Source organism: Vibrio sp. JCM 18905 (assembly GCF_055393305.1).
This window is the reverse complement of sequence record NZ_AP043878.1, coordinates 899,053-921,071: the sequence shown is the minus strand read 5'-3', so window position 1 is coordinate 921,071 and position 22,019 is coordinate 899,053. Positions and strand designations below refer to the sequence as shown.

Annotated in this window: 15 protein-coding genes; 7 read left to right on the top strand and 8 right to left on the bottom strand. The window is 45.5% G+C overall.

The features are described 5' to 3' along the window. Positions 1-18: 18 nt before the first annotated feature. Positions 19-2,199: a 4-alpha-glucanotransferase gene (gene malQ / locus ACZ5ZC_RS03995; RefSeq protein WP_005396760.1), complete on the bottom strand. Its 2,181-nt coding sequence runs from the start codon at positions 2,197-2,199 to the stop codon at positions 19-21. 117 nt (positions 2,200-2,316) lie between these two features. Further along, positions 2,317-4,770 (bottom strand): glycogen/starch/alpha-glucan phosphorylase, encoded by a 2,454-nt coding sequence (locus tag ACZ5ZC_RS03990; RefSeq protein WP_104973146.1) that lies wholly within the window; start codon positions 4,768-4,770, stop codon positions 2,317-2,319. Between the two features lie 735 nt (positions 4,771-5,505). Between ACZ5ZC_RS03990 and malT the strand changes: the two genes are divergently transcribed. The 7 genes from malT to sstT all read left to right on the top strand — a co-directional run bounded on the left by malT (position 5,506) and on the right by sstT (position 14,238). Further along, entirely contained in the window at positions 5,506-8,214 is a 2,709-nt protein-coding gene (malT, locus tag ACZ5ZC_RS03985; protein ID WP_109169259.1) for an HTH-type transcriptional regulator MalT, read from the top strand. 580 nt (positions 8,215-8,794) lie between these two features. Continuing rightward, positions 8,795-9,712, top strand: a complete 918-nt coding sequence (locus ACZ5ZC_RS03980; protein ID WP_041853110.1) for a polyprenyl-phosphate transporter — start codon at positions 8,795-8,797, stop codon at positions 9,710-9,712. Between the two features lie 251 nt (positions 9,713-9,963). Then, complete coding sequence (locus tag ACZ5ZC_RS03975; protein ID WP_074190343.1) at positions 9,964-10,389, top strand: hypothetical protein; 426 nt, start codon at positions 9,964-9,966, stop codon at positions 10,387-10,389. A gap of 9 nt (positions 10,390-10,398) precedes the next feature. Then, a complete protein-coding gene (locus tag ACZ5ZC_RS03970) occupies positions 10,399-11,013 on the top strand; it encodes an SCO family protein (protein ID WP_006740812.1) in 615 nt (204 codons plus the stop codon). Then, on the top strand, positions 11,003-11,311 hold the full coding sequence (locus ACZ5ZC_RS03965) for a PTS sugar transporter subunit IIB (protein ID WP_447821469.1): 309 nt from the start codon (positions 11,003-11,005) through the stop codon (positions 11,309-11,311). The genes ACZ5ZC_RS03970 and ACZ5ZC_RS03965 overlap by 11 nt, the downstream gene beginning before the upstream one ends. Positions 11,312-11,586: 275 nt before the next feature. Further along, positions 11,587-12,663, top strand: a complete 1,077-nt coding sequence (gene rsgA / locus ACZ5ZC_RS03960; RefSeq protein ID WP_085342500.1) for a ribosome small subunit-dependent GTPase A — start codon at positions 11,587-11,589, stop codon at positions 12,661-12,663. A 357-nt stretch (positions 12,664-13,020) separates the two neighbouring features. After that, entirely contained in the window at positions 13,021-14,238 is a 1,218-nt protein-coding gene (gene sstT / locus ACZ5ZC_RS03955; protein WP_005396770.1) for a serine/threonine transporter SstT, read from the top strand. Positions 14,239-14,314: 76 nt separating this feature from the next. On the opposite strand, the gene pdxY is transcribed toward sstT, so the two are convergent. The 6 genes from pdxY to ACZ5ZC_RS03925 all read right to left on the bottom strand — a co-directional run bounded on the left by pdxY (position 14,315) and on the right by ACZ5ZC_RS03925 (position 21,766). Continuing rightward, positions 14,315-15,184, bottom strand: coding sequence for a pyridoxal kinase PdxY (gene pdxY / locus ACZ5ZC_RS03950; RefSeq protein ID WP_301616862.1), 870 nt, complete (start codon positions 15,182-15,184; stop codon positions 14,315-14,317). Positions 15,185-15,285: 101 nt separating this feature from the next. After that, positions 15,286-15,474: an AbrB/MazE/SpoVT family DNA-binding domain-containing protein gene (locus ACZ5ZC_RS03945; RefSeq protein ID WP_005396772.1), complete on the bottom strand. Its 189-nt coding sequence runs from the start codon at positions 15,472-15,474 to the stop codon at positions 15,286-15,288. A 147-nt stretch (positions 15,475-15,621) separates the two neighbouring features. Beyond that, the gene (gene potE / locus ACZ5ZC_RS03940) at positions 15,622-16,932 is read right to left on the bottom strand and encodes a putrescine-ornithine antiporter (RefSeq protein WP_005396773.1); all 1,311 of its coding nucleotides are present in this window, start codon (positions 16,930-16,932) and stop codon (positions 15,622-15,624) included. Between the two features lie 61 nt (positions 16,933-16,993). Then, positions 16,994-19,141: an ornithine decarboxylase SpeF gene (gene speF / locus ACZ5ZC_RS03935; protein ID WP_005396774.1), complete on the bottom strand. Its 2,148-nt coding sequence runs from the start codon at positions 19,139-19,141 to the stop codon at positions 16,994-16,996. A 441-nt stretch (positions 19,142-19,582) separates the two neighbouring features. Beyond that, entirely contained in the window at positions 19,583-20,029 is a 447-nt protein-coding gene (locus ACZ5ZC_RS03930; protein WP_031780583.1) for a helix-turn-helix domain-containing protein, read from the bottom strand. Positions 20,030-20,569: 540 nt separating this feature from the next. Continuing rightward, the gene (locus ACZ5ZC_RS03925; protein WP_046875696.1) at positions 20,570-21,766 is read right to left on the bottom strand and encodes a tetratricopeptide repeat protein; all 1,197 of its coding nucleotides are present in this window, start codon (positions 21,764-21,766) and stop codon (positions 20,570-20,572) included. Positions 21,767-22,019: the final 253 nt, after the last annotated feature.

Genomic DNA, 22,019 nt, shown 5'->3' with positions numbered 1-22,019 from the left:
TACGTCACTCTACGCATCTTATTTGCTCGCCTGTGCGCGAACTTCAGTGAGGCGTTTGGAAATGCGATTCACATCTTCACGGCTGAAGATTTCATCTAGGTTCATCGACAATTTACGACGCCAGTTTGGATACTCATCCACCGTGCCAGGAATGTTGACCGGTTGATCCATTTCTAGCCAGTCTTCAAGCTGAACGCTAAGCAGTGCAGAGTCACCCGCAGCTACGTGCAGTTGCAGCGCTTCGCTTAGGTACGAGTCCATCGGTACGTACTGAGCATCATGACCAATGCCTTCTGGCAAATAGCCGTGCCAGCGAACGCTGTCTAAGATACCTTGCTTGCACTTCAAGCGATCAGCAAATAAGCCTTCCAACTGTTTTTCATCTGGGTAAAGGCCAATCTCACGACCCATTTTCAAATCATCGCAGTGCCAGAAACCACGCAGGGTTGGCATGTCATGCGTACACAGTGCCGCCATCGATTGCTCTGCGTAGTGCTTCGGAGAAATGAACCCACCGTCTTCTTTCGAAGTTTCGAAGAAGAATACTTTGTATGAGTGCACACCTGCATCGCGTAGGATATCGACGATTTCATCTGGCACAGTACCTAAGTCTTCACCAATCACAGAACACTGATGACGATGAGATTCTAGCGCTAGGATTGCGAGCATGTCTTCCACTGGGTAGTACAAGTAAGCGCCCTCTGTCGCCTTCTCGCCTTTTGGAATCCACCAAAGGCGAAGCAGGCCAAGTACGTGGTCGATACGCAGTGCACCACAGTGCTTCATGTTGGCACGTAACAACTTGATGTACGCGTCGTAACCAGTCGCTTCTAAAACTTGAGGGTTAAGCGGTGGCAGACCCCAGTTTTGACCCAGAGGACCAAGTACATCCGGCGGCGCACCGATGCTGGCGTCTAACACTAAGTTACCGTCGTCGGCCCAAGTTTCACTACCTGAGTCGGCAACACCGACAGCAAGGTCACGGTACAAGCCAACAGCCATGCCTTTTTCTTCTGCCAGTGACTGCGCTTCTTTGATTTGATCGTCTGCGATCCACTGTAGGTACATGTACAAGTGAACGCGGTCTTGGTTGTCTTTGATGTATTTCTGAGTACCGGCTGCGTCGAATGTGCGGTATTTCTCAGGGAATACAGGCCAACCCCACATGTTTGAATCTTCTGCGTGTAAATCAGCATGAAGCGCATCGAATGCAGCTTGGTGTAACAAGCTGTCGCCACCTTTTTCTACAAAGTCCAAGAATGCACGAGCGCGGTCGGTGTTTTTGTCTAAATGGCGAGCTTTAAACTCACTAAACAGCAGCGGAAGAACGCTCATTTTCAGTTGCGAAACTTCTGTGTAGTTCACCCAATGAGAGTCACGTGCTTTTTGTAGACGCTGTTGAAACTCTGCACTGCCAACACGTTGCTGAGCTTCAGCACTCAGTGCGAATTCAGGTACAGAACTTACGTCGATGTACATGATATTCAACCAACGACGAGAAGACGGGCTGTATGGGCTCGCGCCTTCTGGGTTCGCTGGGAACAGTGAGTGAATCGGGTTCAAACCAATGAAGTCACCGCCACGAGAAGCGATATCGCTCACCAACTGTTTTAGGTCACCAAAATCACCGATACCCCAGTTGTGCTGAGTACGCAGTGTGTAAAGCTGGATACTAGGACCCCATAGCTTTTTATGTTGGTTTAGATCGTCTTGTTTGAAACACGCTTTCGGCGTGATGATCAATGACATCTCGTAAGGCGTTTTACGACGCTTACGGCTGACAATCAATTTGTGATAACCCCAAGCCAAGTTCTTTGGCAATGCAAACACTAGAGGGCCACCCTCAGCACGCTCATCACGAACAATTTGGGACTGAAGATAGCCTTCAAGTACCTCTCCTTGTTCTGTTTCTAAACGCCAGCTGAATTCACTCTCACGAGCACTCGTACCTAGGTTTAGTTCCACTTCGACTGGTTCGCCGTCGCGTAAAACAAGAACAGGGGCTAGTACGTCTTTTTTATGTTTCTTTTCAGCAGAAGCCAATAGTTTTTCATCGCTGCTAGTATCGTAGCCAAGCGAAGCGAGCAAGCGGCGCAGCGTCTCCTCAGACACTTTTGCCTCATCTCCCCAAGCACTGACATAGCTATCAGCCAATCTCGCCATTTCCGCGACTTTCTTTAATGCTGTTTGTTCTTTCATCGCTTTCTCCGAAGGTAATACCAACACCTTCCGTGTAGGGTTTTATTGTTATCAATAACTTCTTTTGGAAAATGACCAAAGGTAGCGCTTGGCTACCTTGGTCTTAACTCTGTTCTATTAACGGTGAACCGCTTTTAGTTTCCAGATGTTGTTCACATAGTCGCGAATTGAGCGATCTGAGGTGAACTTGCCGACAAGAGCGGTATTAAGAATGGCTTTCTTCGCCCAGCCAGCTTGGTCTTTGTATTGTTCGCTCATGTCTTCGTGCGCTTTCACGTAAGATGCGAAGTCCGCAAGACATAAGTACGGGTCACCACCATCTAGTAGGCTGTCGTACGTTGCACGCAGTAAGCCTGGTTGACCTGGAGTGAATTCTTCACCCAGTAGTAGGTCCATAGACGCTTTGAGTAGGTGATCCGCATTGTAGTAATCAAATGGGTTGTAACCTTGAGCTTTCAGCGCTTTCACACCTTCAACGTCTAGACCGAAGATGTAGATGTTCTCATCGCCTACTTCTTCACGAATCTCAACGTTAGCACCATCCATCGTACCGATCGTTAGGGCACCGTTAAGCGCCATCTTCATGTTACCAGTACCTGATGCTTCTTTACCCGCAAGTGAAATTTGTTGTGATACGTCCGCCGCAGGAATAATAATTTCAGCCATGCTCACACGGTAATCAGGAATGAAGACCACTTTCAGCTTGTTGCCGATGCGAGGGTCGTTGTTCACTTTCTCAGCAATCTTGTTAATAGCGAAAATGATTTCTTTCGCTAGGTGGTAACCCGGTGCCGCTTTCGCTGCGAAGAACACAACGCGAGGCACACATTCGAAGCCTGGTTCGTGAATAATGCGATGGTACAGAGACAGTACGTGTAGAAGGTCTAAGTGCTGGCGCTTGTACTCGTGCAGACGCTTGATTTGAACATCGAAGATCGCATTAGTATCGAGTTCGATACCCATGTTCTCTTTCACCCAGTTAGCTAGGCGTTCTTTGTTCTCTTTCTTCACTGCCATGAATTCTTTCTGGAATTTCTCGTCAGTGGCGTACTTAGCGATGCCTTCTAGTTGCTCTAGTTTCGCTGGCCATTCTGGGCCGACTTTCTCTGTGATTAGCTTAGAAAGACCTGGGTTACAGAACTTCAACCAACGACGTGGCGTAATACCGTTCGTTACGTTGTGTAGACGTGTTGGGTACATTTCGTGGAACTCTGGGAATAGGTCTTTCTTAACCAATTCAGAGTGAAGTGCCGCTACACCGTTTACTGCGTAAGAGCCAATTACACATAGGTTTGCCATGCGGACCATGCGGTGGAAACCTTCTTCGATGATAGAAAGCTTCTGTTGTTTCGCGACATCACCCGGCCACATTGCACGTACGTCTTGTAGGAAACGGTGGTTGATCTCGTAAATGATCTCCATGTGACGTGGTAGTAGGTGCTGAATTAGCGACTCTGGCCATGTCTCTAGTGCTTCTGGAAGTAGCGTGTGGTTAGTGTACGCGAATGTTTGAGAGCTGATTTCCCAAGCCGCTTCCCAAGTTAGACCTTTTTCGTCCATCAGGATGCGCATTAGCTCAGGAATCGCAATCGTTGGGTGCGTATCGTTAAGCTGAATAGTCTCTTGCTTCGGTAGATCCGCTAGCGAGTAGCCCGCAGCTTCGTGGCGACGTAGGATGTCACGTACAGACGCAGCAGAGTGGAAGTACTGCTGCATAAGACGCAGTGTTTTACCTTTCTCGTGGTTGTCATTCGGGTAAAGCACTTTAGTGATGTTGCCTGCGTCGATCAGTGCGTGCTGCGCTTCGAAGTAGTCACCGTTGTTAAAACTTGCTAGCGAGAATGGTGCAATTGCCTGACATTCCCAAAGACGTAGCGGGTAAACCGTGTCTGATTCGTAACCCACAATTGGTAGATCCCAAGGCATTGCTCTTACAGACATGCCAGGAACCCATTTGCGAACTTCTTTACCGTTCTCGTTAACCACTTCAACGTGACCGTAGAAACCGATCTCTTGTGCAAGTTCTGGACGAGCAATTTCCCAAGGGTAGCCTTCTACACCACGCCATGCGTCAGGTGCTTCTTGCTGGCGACCATCTTTGAAAGACTGTTTGAACAAACCGTATTCGTAGTGCAAGCCGTAACCGACGGTTGGGAATTCTTGTGCCGCACATGAATCCATGAAACATGCCGCTAGACGACCAAGACCACCGTTACCCAATGATGGGTCACGTTCTTCTTCTAGCAGGTCAGTTAGGTTGTAACCCAGTTCAGCCATTGCTTCTGTTACTTGTTCGTACAGACCCATGCTGATTAGGTTGTTGCCCGTCAAACGACCGATAAGGAATTCTAGCGAAAGGTAGTTAACGCTCTTCGCACTTTTAATGCGTGGATCTTCTTCAGTAGCAAGCAAATCTAAAGTAGTGAACTCAGCCAGTGCATGACCCATTGCTAGGTACCAAGCTCGGCTGTCTGCGTTTTCAATCGTGTGAGCGTAAGTTACAGATAGGTGTTTCTTTACGCTTTCTTGGAACGACTTCTTGTCAAATTGTTTTTGTTGAGTAGGTTTCATTACGAAATTCTCACGTCTTTTGGTAATTCATCTGCCATACATCGTGCATTTACCTCTGTGAATAAACATCCTCCTAATTCTCCTCCTTTGAAGGAGGAGGGCTGAGGGCGTAGAGGGGGTACCATTGCTAGGTTAGTGATCCAAATCTCAACAAAGTGAGCTTTGCTCCAGTTCTTAGTGATTTTGATCACAATGGAATATGAGAAAGGTTAAAACCCGTTCATGACGCTTTTTATAGCCCACTCATCTGATGATGTGAAAATTGTAATATTGGTCACATTAACTTGGTTAACATGGAAAGATTTTTCATAATCGATGTGCAACGAGATCTTAATACGTTCGACACAAAAGATATTTAAGTGACAAGAATCACAAATAAAGGGCGTAGTTGATGGTAAATCCATCAACCCTTGAGAATTAGGAAGTGGATCAAAGTAACGGACATTTCTGATGTCGTACCATCCCACACGGCTCACAGGATTGTACGCTTTTTATACAAACTAGAATTAGGCGGTGTGAGTTATTTCTAGTTTTCGCTAGCTTTTATATCTAAGTGACCGTATGGAATGGTTTTTCAGACGGATGCAAGCCCCAACAAGAGGCGACATCAACCGGCATTCAAGCAGTTTTTGATGCCGGTGAAATCATTCAGTAAGACGAAGCTTTCGAGAGGGCCTTACTGAAATGATCACGTCGCAATCACTTGGGTATACATAAATAAGGACATAATTACTAATGTGGATTCCATCTAAGCTTACTCGACCAGGACGCCTGCACAATGCCATCGTGCGCCCACGAGTGTTGGACTTACTACAGCAAGCGCCTTACTACAAATTGGTTTTATTCCGCTCCCCAGCAGGTTACGGAAAAACCACCATGGCAGCGCAGTGGCTATCCGATAAACCAAACGTCGGTTGGTACAGCATTGATGACAGCGATAACGACGGCTTTCGTTTTGTGAACTACCTGCTTCAAGCATTAAACAAAGCCACCAACTTCAGTTGCTCTAACGCACAAAAACTGGCGGAAAAACGCCAGATCTCTTCTCTACGTTCTTTATTCAGCGAAGTGTTCGCGGAAATGGCTGATTTTCATCAAGAGTGCTACGTGGTGCTAGATGACTATCACTTGATTACCAACGATGAAATCCATGAATCCATGCGTTTCTTCTTAAAACACATGCCAGACAACCTCACCGTTGTGGTAACAAGTCGTGCAGCGCCGCCTCTGGGTACTGCAAACTTACGTGTTCGTGATTTAATGATCGAAATCGGCAACGAGATGTTGGCGTTCGATACCGAAGAAACGACTCGCTTCTTTAATCAGCGTATTGCCGATGGCATCGACGAAGACATGGCAAACAACCTCAGAACCTATGTGGAAGGTTGGCCATCGGCGATGCAGTTGATCGCGTTACAAGCGCAACATCAAAACCGTACATTGGCGCAAACCGTAGAGTCGGTATCGCAGTTCAATCACGCGCATTTGTGGGATTACCTGGTCGAAGAAGTATTTGACCTACTCGATCACGAAACTCGTCATTTCTTGATGCAAGTTTCCGTGCTTGACCACTTCAATGATGAGTTGGTGTTTGCCCTCACCCAACGCGAAGATGCGCTTGGTTTGATCGAATCATTAAACCGCTACGGCTTATTCATCTACCCACTCGAAGGGGAGCAAAACTGGTTCCGATTCCATAACTTATTTGGCGAGTTTTTGTCTCATGAGCGCCAAGCGCGTATTCCTCAGCAAGAAAAAGATCTTCACCGCAATGCAGCTGTTGCCTGGTTACAACAAAAAGCACCGCACCAAGCGATTCACCATGCACAAAAGTCGAACGATAAAGACTTGGTGGTAGAAATTCTAAACGAATTCGGCTGGAAGATGTTTAACCAAGGCGAGCTCAGCACACTGGAAAGCTCAATTAATAAGTTGGATGCTGAGCTTCTGTTCAGCCACCCAAAACTTACGATGCTCCGAGCTTGGTTGGCTCAAAGTCAGCATCGTTATAACCAAGTAGGCCACCTGCTTGAAGAAGCGGAAGAGGAGCATAAAAAGCGTAACATTGAGTTAGATATTCATTATCAAGGTCAAGCAAACGCGCTGCTTGCTCAAGTGGCTATCAACAGCAACCAACCAGAGAAAGCACTCGAATTAGCGGAGCTAGCACTTAGCCAACTTGATAACACGATTTACCGTAGCCGCATTGTGGCAACTTCGGTTGTTGGCGAAGTTAACCACGTGCTAGGTAAACTCGACCGCGCGTTACCGATGATGCAACAAACCGAAAAATTGGCGCGTCAGTACCAAGTTTACCACCAAGCGTTATGGGCGATTTTACAACAAAGCGAGATTTTGATTGCGCAAGGTTACGTACAAGCCGCCTTTGAGCTGCAAGATTCCGCATTCCGCCTGATTGAAGATCAGCAACTTCAACATGTTCCTCTGCACGAGTTTTTGCTGCGTATTCGAGCGCAAGTGCTTTGGTGCTGGAACCGACTTGATGAAGCAGAAGAATGTGCCTACCGAGGTCTACAAATTCTCGAAAACCATTCGCCAAGTAAGCACTTACACAGCTACTCGATGCTGGCGCGTATTGCGGTTGGCCGTGGCGAGCTAGACAAAGCCGGTAAATTCATTGAGCACATTCAACATTTGATGAAGCAGTCGACTTACCATGTAGACTGGACAGCAAACGCCTCACTATCGTTGATCCTGTTTTGGCAAGCGCGCGGGAATACCGATGCAATGCAAGAATGGCTCAACACTGCAGTTCGTCCTGAATCGGCATGCAACCACTTTTCACAATTGCAATGGCGCAACATTGCACGCGCGCACATCAACTTAGGTCAATATACCGAAGCGCGCGCAGCATTGGATTTCCTCCAAAGTGAAGCTCGTCGTACCAACCTAATCACAGATACTAATCGCAACTTAGTGGTCGAAGCAGTGTTTGCTGCTCGCCAAAAAGACGAAGAGCAAGCAAAAGCATTGCTAAAAGAAGCGTTAGTGATGACAAACCAGACGGGGATGGTAGGTAATTTCCTCATTGATGGCGCCACCATTGGCGGGCTACTGGAGAAGTTAAGCCTCCGCCATGAGTTAGGCGATCTAGAACGTCACCGCGCTCAACAATTGATGAAGGATATTTCCTCCAATCAGCGCAGCCGCTCTATTCACTTTGATGAAGACTTCATTGAGAAGCTGGTAAACCACCCTAACGTACCGGAACTAGTTCGCACAAGCCCACTGACTCAACGTGAGTGGCAGGTGCTTGGTTTGATTTATTCTGGTTTCAGTAATGAGCAAATCGCGCAAGAGCTTGATGTGGCAGGCACCACGATTAAAACCCACATTCGCAACTTGTACCAAAAGCTCAATATCGCCAATCGTAAAGAGGCCATTGTGACAGCTGAAAATTTACTCCAGTTGATGGGGTACTGATCAGTTCAAGAAAACAGATTAAAACCTAAAGTGAAATACAAGGGGTTGGCGTGATGCGTCAGCCCTTTTTTATGAGTCTAGAACGAGGAAAATGCAATTTGCAAAGCACGTAAGTAACGTTGTTCATATAAAAAAATAGCCAACCGCAATAATCGCGATTGGCTTATATTTAGTGTGAACAAATTGTATTCACTAACAACGTCAGTTGGCTAGGTGACCCTCGGCTTAAGAAGGGTCGAGCAGTATTATGCATTAATCATGCCAAAATGCAAAGACTTATTTTTGGGCACAGGATCTCATATAAAGTGAATTTGTCTATATAAAATATAGCAAAACGCAAATTCAATTATCAAATTGCATTTGCATAATGCAACAAACGTGGCCATTGATAGTACAGTTAATCATCTCAATAATGTAAACCAAATATTAAGATATCGTTGTATTTGAATCACCTCATTACCTGTAACAAAAATAAGCAATTACTTGGATATAAAACCCAGTAGCTACAGCACTATTTCATACTTTTTTCGTCGCAATGTTTGTATACTCTGTGCCATCGAAACGACTTAGCATTAGAGCAATGAACTACTTAATTACTTTCTTCAAAGGAATCGCCATGGGCGCAGCAGATGTTGTTCCTGGCGTATCAGGCGGCACCATCGCGTTTATCACCGGCATTTACGATACGCTGCTTGAGAGCATTCGACGCATTAACCCATCACTTTTCTCTATTTGGCGAAAAAAAGGGGTTAAAGCCGCCTTTAATCACATCAACGGTTTCTTCCTTATCGCTCTGTTTGCCGGTATTTTCACCAGCATTGCTACGCTAGCAAAGTTGATCACTTGGCTTCTTGACACACACCCGATCCCACTTTGGTCATTTTTCTTTGGTCTGATTTTGGTATCGGTCTATCACATTATTCGTCAAGTTGAACAACGTGATCTTATCCGCTTCGTGACTTTACTCGTTGGTGTCGGGTTTGCTTACAGCATCACCGTGCTTAAACCTCTGCACATGGAACCAACGGCCATTAACACATTGTTCGCTGGGGCTATCGCGATTTGCGCGATGATCTTACCGGGCATCTCTGGCAGCTTTATCTTGTTATTGATTGGGATGTATGCGCCAGTATTAGCCGCCGTGAAAGGCTTCCAAGTCGATACATTGGCGCTGTTTTTGTCAGGTTGTGTGATTGGTTTGCTGTCCTTTTCGCATCTATTGTCGTGGTTACTACGCAAGTTCCGCGATTTCACTCTGATGTTTTTGACAGGCTTAATGATTGGTACGTTACCAAAGATTTGGCCTTGGAAAGAAACCATCACTTGGCGCACCAATTCAAAGGGTGAGCAAGTGCCCTTGCTACAGCACAACCTATCACCGTTTGAATTTGAACACGTGACATCACAACCTTCTCAGTTAGTGCTTGCCGTTGTGATGATGCTTGCTGCCATTGCGCTGGTTTTGAGTCTCGAAAAATTCGCAGATTCAGACAAGTAACTGCGGTATCAAATCAATACGGAATCAACAAACAAGAACGGAGCCAATTGGCTTCGTTTTTGTTTGTTGGCTAAGAGAAAATCATCGCAATTGAAAATCTTTATGGGCTTGATTCAACACCCCCTACACCGCGCGGTTATTTTGATCTCTGGCATCGAGGCACAACGCACAATTTATCTAGGCCACGAGTTGGCGAATGACGCTTCTGTGCTACGATGCAGGTAATGTTAAGTGATAAATGCTGAACCTTAATGAAAGTGTTACAAATCGCCGCTGTTTCAGCCGCACTGGTTGCGGGGTTTTATGCCCCGACGTTACTAAAAAGCTTTTCTTCATCCACTCCGATCAAACCGATAGATGAGTATTGCGTTCTCTCTACTGCCTCGTGCGTTCAAGAGAATGTTACGATGACGCTCAACGCAGATACTGCTCAACCCTTGGTCCCTACTACTCTGAATGTTGAGTGGCACACAAGCGATGCTGAGCAACTCGTCCTCAGCCTTTCAGGAAGAGAAATGGAGATGGGAGAACCCAAGTTTTTACTGAAGCAAGTCGCTCCCGGTCGATATCAAGGTGACATCATTCTGCCGGTTTGCACTCAAGACGCCATGACCTGGGTTGGTGAACTCAGTGATGGGGAGAGTACCGTTTACCCTGCTATAAAAATGCAAAGATAAGGAATCATTATGAGCCGCAATTGGTCCCTATTTCTCGTAGTTGCTTTCGCCCTCGGGTTTGGCGTAAAGAGCTATTTAGATAATCAGAAAACGAAGCCAGAGCAAGTGGATAGTTCCACCTCTCAACAAACGGTATTGTTTGGGGAAAATAACCAAGCCGTCAATATCTTCGATGTGAATGACCCTCGCATTCGAGTCGTCTATTTTGGCTTTACTCGCTGCCCAGATGTTTGCCCAACTTCGCTTGCTATGCTAGCAGGAGCCCTAAATCAGATCGATGAAGCGCAAAAAGCGCAACTGCGCCCAATGTTCATTTCTTTAGATCCAGAGCGTGATGAGGCCGATGCCTCGGCGAAATATGCCCATTACTTCCATCCAATGATTGAAGGCCTATCGGCACCTCTTGATGTAACCACACCTTTGGCACACAACTATGGTGTTATTTTCCGCAAAACCGAATTGGAAGGCTCGGAGCTCAAATACACGCTTGATCACAGCTCTTACTTTTACTTCTTGAAGCCGGATGGCACGTTAATCACCAAGGTACCGCATACACTCTCGCCGGCACCGATTGTTGAAGCCATTTCAAAACTGACGACTGAAGGCTCCTCAAATGACAGTTAAGTCAGTGCTGAAACAGTTTTTCAGTTTCCTAACTCAAACCAACCCCAATGTCGAACAAGACGTCGATACGATCATTGACGCCATTGGGGGGATAGAAAACCTGCTAGAAACCGGAGCATGCGCGACTCGGCTGCGTCTTACCCTCAGAACGACGTCCATCATAGATAAAAATGCACTCAAAAATCATGGCGCACATGGCATCGTGATATTGGATGAGCGTCATGTCCAAATCATATACGGCTTAAAAGCCAACACGTATTCGCAGATTATGGAAGAGCGCATCAACAAACAAAGCTAATATTTTCGCAGTATAGCTACCCTCTAAGAAAAAGGGCGGCTATACTCTCTTGGCTTAATTAATTCACTTATTTATTAACCAACGAAGAGGACACATGATGATTGTATTGAATAACACTAACTGGGCATCGCAAGGGTAACCCTAACCGCACCAATTGCGTGGCATAGCCACAACTCCCCTTCTCTGCCCGGTCTTCACCGGGGTCAACTCTATCCGAATTAGACCCTAATGCGATTTGTATTAAGGCGCTTTTTTGCGTCTGGGATAATTCAACAATGAATCAAACACATACTTTTTGTGACACATTAATTTCAACTTCAAACCCACTAAAACGATTGGGTTGGAAACCATTTTTTCAGCAACAACTGACACTAGACGATTACGACGACACTATCTTTGCACGTGTGATTGCGCATCACCGAAGTGGTTACCTATTGGCGACAGAAACGGGGCAAGTCCACCTCAATGCCCACCACTCTCTACCCAATATGACCGTCGGAGACTGGGTTATCTTAAATGACGATCAGCAATTTGTTCGCTTACTGGATCGCTTGAGCCTCTTTAGCCGCAAAGCAGCAGGTAGCAAAGTGGCAGAGCAACTCATCGCCGCAAATGTGGATACCGTTTTTATCGTCTGTTCCCTTAACGACGACTTCAATTTAAGTCGTATTGAACGCTATCTCGCCTTGGCTCATGAAGCCGAAGTCGAACCCGTCATCGTGCTTTCCAAAGCCGATTTGTGTGGCAACATTGATGAACTAAAAAGCCAAGTACAGAAGCTCGATCCTCTATTAGTCATAGAGACAGTCAACGGCTTAGAAGCAGAGAGTGCTTCCAAACTCATGAGCTGGTGCGAAGAAGGACAAACCGTCGCTTTTATCGGTTCTTCAGGCGTTGGCAAATCAACTCTTGTGAATGCATTACTCGGGCAGCAAGAACAGGCGACCGGGCATATTCGTGAAGACGATAGTAAAGGGCGACATACAACCACATCGCGCTCTATCCATCTATTACCTGATGGCGGCATCTTGATTGATACTCCGGGAATGCGCGAGCTTCAACTAGCAGACTGCGAAGTGGGCGTCAGTGAGGCATTTTCTGACATTGAGGCTCTCGCTCAGCGTTGTCGCTTTGGTGATTGCCAGCATCAAACTGAGCCGGGTTGCGCAGTTCAAGCTGCGATTGAAAATGGCAAACTGGAGGTTCGTCGTTTCAATAACTATCAAAAACTATTGCGAGAACAAGCCTTTAACGGCGCGACTTTGGCAGAACAACGAGCTCAAAGTCGACAGTTCGGGAAACTCACTCGAAATGCCATGAGTGATAAGCGCAGGCGCCAACAAAGTTATTGATTTGTTACGTTTGAGTTGTCAATAAAATCAAAGGAGACGAAAGTCTCCTTTTTAACAACTTTATTAAAAACCATTACTCATAACTAATGATAATTTTCAACATAAAAATCTTATTTAAATAACATTGAGCAAACATTTAATCCAAAAACAAACTAAAACTAGACACAAAATATTACCAAGCTAAGATATGTGATATTCAGCAAGAAAATGGCTGAATTTATAAAAACAGGATAATTGATAATCATGTGTCTTAGTGACCAGAAGCAATGCTCACCCCTTGCAATACAAGGGCATTATCGCCGTGTAATGATGGACTATTGCCCTGCTCGCTCTGGCATAAAATTGCAGGAATGATGTATGCAACACAACAGCCTCGTTGCCCGATTTGCTCGTGGTAACCTCGTCGTCCAGATCCTTGTCGGTATTGTCTTTGGTATTTTGCTCGCCACAATTTCCCCAAGCCATGCCGAAAGTGCAGGATTAATTGGTAGCCTTTTTGTTGGTGCTCTTAAAGCGATCGCGCCAATCCTTGTGTTTATTTTGGTTGCCGCTTCAATTGCGAACCAAAAGAAAAACCAGCACACGTACATGCGTCCAATCGTTGTACTGTACCTGATGGGTACGTTCTTCGCGGCGCTATCAGCAGTGGTTCTAAGCTTCCTTTTCCCGACCAATTTAACGCTTGTCACCGGCGCTGAAGGTGCAACGCCGCCTCAAGGTATTGCTGAAATTCTACGCACACTGTTGTTTAAACTGGTCGACAACCCAGTAAATGCACTAGTAGAAGCAAACTACATCGGCATTCTTGCTTGGGGTGTGGGTCTGGGTCTTGCGCTACACCACGCATCTGCAACAACGAAAGCCGTGTTTGAAGATCTCAGCCACAGCGTGTCTCACATTGTTCGCTTTATCATTCGTCTTGCACCATTTGGTATCTTTGGTCTGGTTGCTTCAACGTTCGCAACAACAGGCTTTAGCGCACTAGCAAGCTACGCACACCTTCTGGCGGTTCTTCTTGGCGCAATGATGATCATCGCACTCGTTGTAAACCCGGCGATCGTGTTCGTTAAAACTAAGCAAAACCCTTACCCACTTGTATTCCGTTGCCTACGTGAAAGTGGTGTAACCGCGTTCTTCACTCGTTCAAGTGCGGCGAATATCCCAGTAAACATGGCACTATGTGAGAAGCTAAAACTGGACGAAGATACGTACTCAGTATCTATCCCACTAGGTGCGACCATTAACATGGCTGGTGCTGCAATCACTATCACAACGCTAACGCTTGCAGCTGTGCACACTATGGGTATCGAAGTTGATCTACTGACTGCGCTACTGCTCAGTATTGTGGCTGCGGTTTCTGCATGTGGCGCATCAGGTGTTGCAGGTGGCTCGCTACTACTTATCCCACTTGCGTGTGGTCTGTTTGGTATCTCAAACGACGTAGCAATGCAGGTTGTAGCGGTTGGCTTCATCATCGGCGTGATTCAAGACTCTGCTGAAACTGCACTAAACAGTTCAACAGACGTTGTCTTCACTGCAGCAGTTTGTAAATCAGAACAGCAAAAAGCTCAGTAAGACTGACAGAACAAATAGAAAGGGGAGCCGATGATGGCTCCCCTTTTTTGTTTAAGTACGGATGCTTTGCGCTCAATTACGCGGTGGCCAGAGCCACCTCTTCAATTGAGAAATGCTTACTTGGCTCAACAAATTCTTGCTGTGCCGCGATAGTTTGCAGCTCCCACTCCCCAGCATGGTAAGTGGCGCTTAATACCCCGTAGCATGCGTCATGGCAGTGTTGGAAAGCTTGCTTAGGAGACCACCCCTTCAATAATCCAGCGGTGAAGATAGCCGAAATAAGATCACCCACACCCACAGGCTGTTTGGCAAACTCAAACTGAGGACGCTTCGCTAAGTAAATGCCTTCTTGCGTTGCCAGTAACATGTTGAAGCTGCCATTCTCTAGGCAGTAAAGGTGCTTCACTAGCACTATTTTTGGACCTTTCGCTAGTGCACGTTGGCATGCCGTGATCGCATCGTCTAACGAGTGGATTTCCATCTCTGCAAATTGGCTTAGCTCGAACTGGTTAGGCACGATCACATCTGCCATTGGCATCAGACGGTTTAACAAGTTTTCTGCAATACCCGGCGCCACAATACAGCCTTTGTCTGGCGCGCCCATCACAGGGTCGCAAACATAAAGTGCCTTCGGATTCGCTTGCTTCACTTTCGTCACGGTATCTTCAACAGCAAGGCACTGCTCTGCGCTGCCTTGGTAACCTGTCAACACCGCTTGGCATTTTTCCAATGCACCGATGTTTCCAAGACCACGAACTAACTCGCTGATGTCTTCAGCCGCAAACGCTCGCCCAGTCCAGCCTTCTTGATACTGCGTGTGGTTAGAAAATTGAACGGTATGAATCGGCCATACTTCGAAGCCCATGCGTTGCATTGGGAAAACGGCACTGCTGTTACCAGCATGACCAAAAGAAACATGAGATTGTATAGAGAGGATACCTTGCATAGTACCTTACCTCTTATTGTTGTTATCGATAGTTCAAAGACAGCGGCAAGCGCCAGTTTTGCGAAACCAGTAGTGTATCCGACAAACCAAGATTCTCTAACTCAATTCTCGTTAACTTCTTCAGAGTAAGTTGGAGCGCTGGTTTTCAACACCATCTTCTTGATTTCCATTTTGTCTTTATTCAGTGCGATTTCTAGGGTATCTCCTTCCCTTATCCCGAGTTGAGTCAGGATTACGCTTGGAATGACTACGGCGGTATCGTCACCGATTTTAACAGGTTGACTTATCATCTTTCGTCCTCCAAATGTCGAAAATGAGTTTTCACATCATTGGATATTTATTCCCAAGAGCCTTGTTCTGACTTGGGCTTGGCATAAGCGCCTAAAAACAAAGAGCCTTCCACACCGCGTTTGGGAAGGCTCTTTCATTATTATTTTTTAATTTGCTAAAGGCTCATGCTTGGCAGCAATCAGACCGTAAGCACTCCAGCCTAGGAAGGTGACGATTGAGCCCCACATCATCGCTTCGTAGCCAGAACCATATAGCGCGTAGAAGCTGTATAGGGAACCAATCAGAGCGATAATGTTGGTGGTTTTCATCTCGCGCTCTGGCACGTGCGCCACTTGCTGCATGATGAAAATTGCGCCCATACATAGGATGTAAGGAATAACGTTCGTTACTACCGCTAGGTTAACCAGCGCTTCGAACTGCTCGTTCAGCGTTGGAGAAATAGTCATTAAAGACAGCACCGATTGGATAACCGTAATGGCCACCATACCTTTGATTGGCGTACCACGTTTGTCCACTTGAGAGAACAATTTAGGGAAGAAGCCCGCATCAGAAGATGATTTGAACACTGACGCGATAGTGAACTGCCAGCCTAATAGAGAACCCGCACAAGCCAATACCGCCATACCAGCAACCGCTTTACCTGCTGCTGAGCCAAGCATCACAGACCATACGGTTGAGAATGGTGCGGTAGAAGCGGCAAGCTCAGAGTTTGCAACGATACCAGAACAGATGTTTGTCGATACAATGTAAACCACCGCAGCAATCAACGTACCGCCCAATACTGCGATTGGTACGTTCTTCTCTGGGTTTTCTACCGCTTCAGAGTTCGCACAAGCCGATTCAAGACCAAGAAACGCCCATAGTGTCATGGCAATAGAAGCACTCACAGCTTCACCAAATGGTAGGTGGTGTGGGTTCCAAGCTTCTATGTACATGGTTGGGTTAAACCAGAACCAACCAACAATACCTAGCGAACATACCGGTAGGATCACACCCCATACCGTGAAGGTACCGATTTGACCTGTGATTTTCGCACCACCGAAGTTAGCGAAAGTACAAATCCAAAGAATGGCGATGGTGTACAAACAGGTTTCGACCGGAGATAGGGTCACTTCAAAAAATGCCGAGCCGTAACCCACACAGGTAATCGCGATCGCAATATTCGCAATAAGGAGCGACAAACCGTAAGTCCAGCCCGCCATAAACGCACCAGATTTACCGAATGCGTAAGACGCGTAACCGTTCATACCGCCGTCACGTTTACTAAAGCGACCACATTTTGCAAACACATAAGCCAACGCCAAAGAGCCCGCTGCCGTGATCAGCCAAGACAACACAGAAATGGTGCCCACTTGCGCCAGTTTACTTGGCAGCATGATGATACCGGAGCCAGCCATGTTGATGAACGTCAGAATGGTTAACTGCACCACCGACATTTTTTTAGTTTCAGTACTCATAAATTATTCTCCACGAATAAGCGGTTCGCACCGACGCCGGAGCGTGGTGCGAACGGGTAGATTAATCTTTTAGGACATAGCAATGTGCGGTAGTGCGACCGTCGACATCTTCAAGGTACACACCTTGAATTTCTGGCGCGAAGCCTGGGAATCGGTTGATGCCTTCTTCTAGAGATAAGAAGTAATCCACCACCTGTTGAGTCCAGATTTCACCAGTGATCACACAGATAATGCCTGGAGGGTAAGGCAGTGCACCTTCGGCGGCTACGCGGCCGACGGCCTCTTTAAGTGGTAGGTAATCGCATTCACCGCGGAAGTATTTACGTGTTGCCACGTCTGGTTTGTGAACCATTTGTGGGAAGTATTCACTGCGGAACATCGCTTTTTGTAGCTGTTTCACGTTCAGCTCTTTGTACATGTCATGCATTTCCTGACATAGCTGACGGATGGTGTAACCACGGTAGCGCTCTTTGTTCGCTTCGTAGACGCCTGGTAGCACAATACTGAGAGGTGCATCATCACGAATGAATTTTTCAAATCGGTTGATTTGCGCGACAAGGTGACGGATCTTACCCATATCTTCGGCAGGAGTGAGTAGGAACAAGATGGAGTTCAAGTCACACTTCTCAGGGATGATGCCGTTTTCGCGAAGGAAGTTCGCCAATAGCGTTGCCGGAATACCGAAATCTGCGTAGCTGCCGTCTTCGGCAATTCCTGCCGTGGTTAGCAACAATTTACATGGGTCAACAAAGTATTGACCTTCGCCATAACCTTCAAACTTGTGCCAGTTTGCATCTGGCTCGAACATGAAGAACTTCTTGTTGGTCGCGATCACATCAGTGTCGTAACTGCCCCAAGGTTGACCTTCAATTTCATTTGGAATGAACGGACGAATTAACTCACAACTTTTGAGAATTTCTTTACGCGCTTCGATACCTGTCTTAACCGCGTCGCTCCATAAACGTAAGCCTGCTTCACCATCGTGGATCTTCGCGTTCACATCCAATGCTGCAAACAACGCATAGAACGGAGATGTCGATGCGTGCATCATAAACGCGTTGTTAAAGCGTTTGTGATTGCAGTAACGAGCTTGGCCTTTGATATGGCGGTCTTTTTTGTGGATTTGCGACGTTTGAGAGAAACCAGCTTGTTGCTTGTGAACAGACTGGGTCACGATCACACCCGCATCTTCTGGTTTCAGATCCAGTAGCAGTGGCGAACAATCTTTCATCATAGGGATGAACTGCTCATAGCCTACCCATGCCGAGTCAAACAAGATGTAGTCACAAAGGTGGCCAATCTTATCCATGACGTAACGAGCGTTATAAATTGTACCGTCGTAAGTACCCAACTGGATGATGGCCAAGCGGAACGGACGTTCATCTCGTGCACGCTCTGGAGATACTTTCGCGATTTGAGCACGAATGTACTCTTCATCGAAACAGTGCTCATCCATACCACCAATGAAGCCCCAAGGGTTACGCGCCGTTTCTAGATAAACTGGCATACCACCCGCTTGGATTAACGCGCCGTGGTGATTTGACTTGTGGTTATTGCGGTCGAACAATACCAAATCGCCTTCAGTTACTAGCGCGTTACACACCACTTTGTTTGAAGCAGAAGTGCCGTTGAGTACGAAGTAAGTTTTGTCAGCGTTAAATACTTTTGCAGCGTGTGCTTGCGCTTGGTGTGCAGAACCTTCGTGGATCAGTAAGTCACCTAAGTCCACGTCCGCGTTACACAAGTCGCTACGGAATAGGTTTTCGCCAAAGAAATCGTAGAATTGTTTACCAGCAGGGTGTTTTTTGAAGAACTGACCACCTTGGTGCCCTGGACAGTCAAACGCCGAGTTACCCATCTCAACGTAGTGCGTTAATTGCTTGAAGAAAGGAGGGAGCAGACGACACTCATATTTAGTCACAGCTTCATTAATTTGACGGCAGTAGTAATCGATAGATTGTCTTTCTAAATCAATAACCCCCGTTAACCAAACGTAATCTTCTGCCGAAACTGGAGTTTCATCGGTCACTAAGAAAACAGGAATTCCGTACCCTGTTTCCGAAATCATTCTGTGCAGACCCGCTTTAATGTCTGCTGACGTAATAATAGCCGCACCAACGTCGGTTAATTCAACTTGTTCTAAAGGCAGTAAGTGACGATTAAATTGTTCATCTAAAGATTCAGCTAATAAGCTAAAGTCTTCAGGCATGTAATTACTAACACCTATAATTAAACGTTTCATTTGAAATATCTCTTTTTGTTCTTTAAAAATGACAAGGACAGATATTACAAACGAAATATTTATTTAAAATTCAAATTACAAATTTCGTGATTAAATTTTCATATTTAAAAGACTTATTTTATCGAATTAAAATTTAGAGACTTTCATCACTTTCCAGCTTCTATCTCAATGATATTGAAACGCACCTAAAAGGAAAGAACCTTCAATAATTATGTGACAACGCCCATTATTAAAAAGAAGGTTATTATAAGAAAATAAAGTTTTGAGATTTCCATCACTATATAATAAGTTAAATTATATTATTGCAGTTTAAAACACTCCACTTTTAACCAAATTTAAACACATAATAAAAGAGCCATCAACACATGTATTGATGGCTCTTTACTTTGGATATAAAGAAAAAACAACTTAATTGAATAAATGACTATCTAGCTTGACTCCACCATTCGACCATTGCTGATAACGCTTTACAGACATGCCTGACGAGTACATGGTATGTTTACAATCCATACACTCAACAAAATACAACCCACTCATTCCTGCCATAACGTGCAGCCTTCGGCTATCGCAGCGCTTGCAGGACAGGCGCTTTACTTTGGTGTTGACGTCAATACGCCGAGCAAAGTTTAACGTTTCGTGAGAGCATAAAGCGTCAACAGCACTATCTTTAAAAGGATGCTCACTAAGTAAATAATTAATGGCGTAATCGTACACCGGGGGGATTGAAGATTTTCCACTTTCAATATTACTTATCTTAGCAACGGAAACGCCTAATAAAGAAGCGAACTCAGCCTTACTGTACTCTAAGATAAATCTTGAAGAGATGAATTTATCTGCACTAATGATTCTCAACATACACAAATCTCTAATAGAAATAAAAACAGAGCAAACTAATTCGCTCCATTTCTGCTGAAACATGTAATGAAAAAGTTACTTCCTAGTGTAATTCTGCATATTATCTATGCTATTTTATTTTGTACGTCATCTTGCGCCTAATTAATTATAAAATCAATAATCCATGCCTAAATATAAAAACACAATTTAAGATTTATAATACAATTTTTAATTTAAATTATTAGATAAAGTAATGAATACTATTCACCTATTACTCTGGGCATCAAGTATTGCTCTTCAATCATTATTACTATCAATTGAAGAGACTTGATTTGAGCCCAACAGGAGAAGTAGATAAAGAGGGAAATCCCTCTATTTGAAGATAAACATATCTCGCCTTAGCGAAGTACTAAAAATGTGTTGAAAAATCGAATAAATAGTATGCAATCCAGTAAATAAATCGCTTAGATAAGTTTACAGTCTGTAATTGTGATCGACAGAGATACTGAGACAGAAAGGCAAAAGAAAAGCCTCAATTATGAGGCTTATGGATAAGATAAATTATGGTTGAAGGAAATTCTGCGTGAAATCGAGCGCCTCTTTAGAGAGCTTTTTTTCGGTAGACGATGTGGTTGTCTGCCCTTCCGTCGTTGCTGTGGTCATGTCTGGCTGGAAGTTCGGCGCCGATGCTTCATCCCATGCGTTAGCATCGTCTTTATTTTCGTCACTCAACACCGCGTTAAGTTCCTCCTCTGCAGGAAAATACGCTTCGCGTTTGTACACCTTGTTCAGCGCCCGAATAATGGAATGCTTTCTTACCATCCCTGACGCCAGCTTTCTTTGCAACGGTTTCGCTATGGATTGCAATCCAACGACGACATCAACACCAATATTGGTTGCCACTTCGTCACGCAACGTACGCGCTGGCTGATACCCCATATTGGCAGCAAGAAACAACCAAACATAAGCAATCGCATTGCCTGTTTTACCTTTGTCCTTCCACGCTTCGCCAGCATGATACATCGCCTCGGCGCTGCCACCTTCTGCGGCCCTTTCAAGCCAATAGCAGCCTTTGACCATGCTTTTTTCTGTACCAACACCATTTAGGTAACATAAGCCAACTTGGATCTTTCCGTCCGCACTGTCTTTTTCAGCCGCTTTCATAAACCAATAAAGCGCATCTGCACTGCGTCCTGCACTATTGTCTGGTGAAAGTTGCCATTCACCCATGTAAAGCATGGCATCAATGCAGCCTTCTTCGGCTGCGGTTTCAATCAGTTGGTTACCTTTGGGAATATTTTTTTCCGTTCCGCGACCAAAAACCAACGCTTTGCCTGTCGCAAATTTCGCTTCGGTATCCCCTTCCATTCCGGCAATGGCGGTACGCCAAAAGTTTGCCTGCTCTTTTAAAATCACATCTTCACGCATGCGCTCACTCAAGCGAACAATACCGTACATTCCCGTCACGTTGTCCAACTTAGCGGCTTTATCATACCAATACAGCGCTTGACGAATGTTGTCCTTCTCGGCTTCTTTCGCTAGAAATAAAATGGTGGGGATATGCCCGGTTTCTGCTTTGAACTCACGCTCTTTACGCTCTTGCTCTCGCGCTTTTTGCATCGCCTTTCGATAAGCGGCTTCGCGAGCTTTCCTCTCTGCCTCGAGTCTCTGTTTCCGCATCGACAACGAGATCATCCACACAAATATCAGGACGAGTGAAAGGCCAGTTGCCGCAATGGCAATGCCCATACTACTCATAAATAGCCTCTTTTGGTTTCAGGGCCCAATTCATCTCCCTCTCAGGGAAATATTAAGATTACGCGCCGACATAACGCCGACTACCTTCATTATATAACGACCACTTAGCGAAAATCTGAAGCTTGCCAAGACTTAATGGCGGTATTTTATGCAATATCACTGCAACTTATTTTTAATTAAAAAATATCACTGCGATTTTTATAGAACTTAATCACGGTTTTGGGGCTGAGATATTCTCCTCCCCTATCATCCC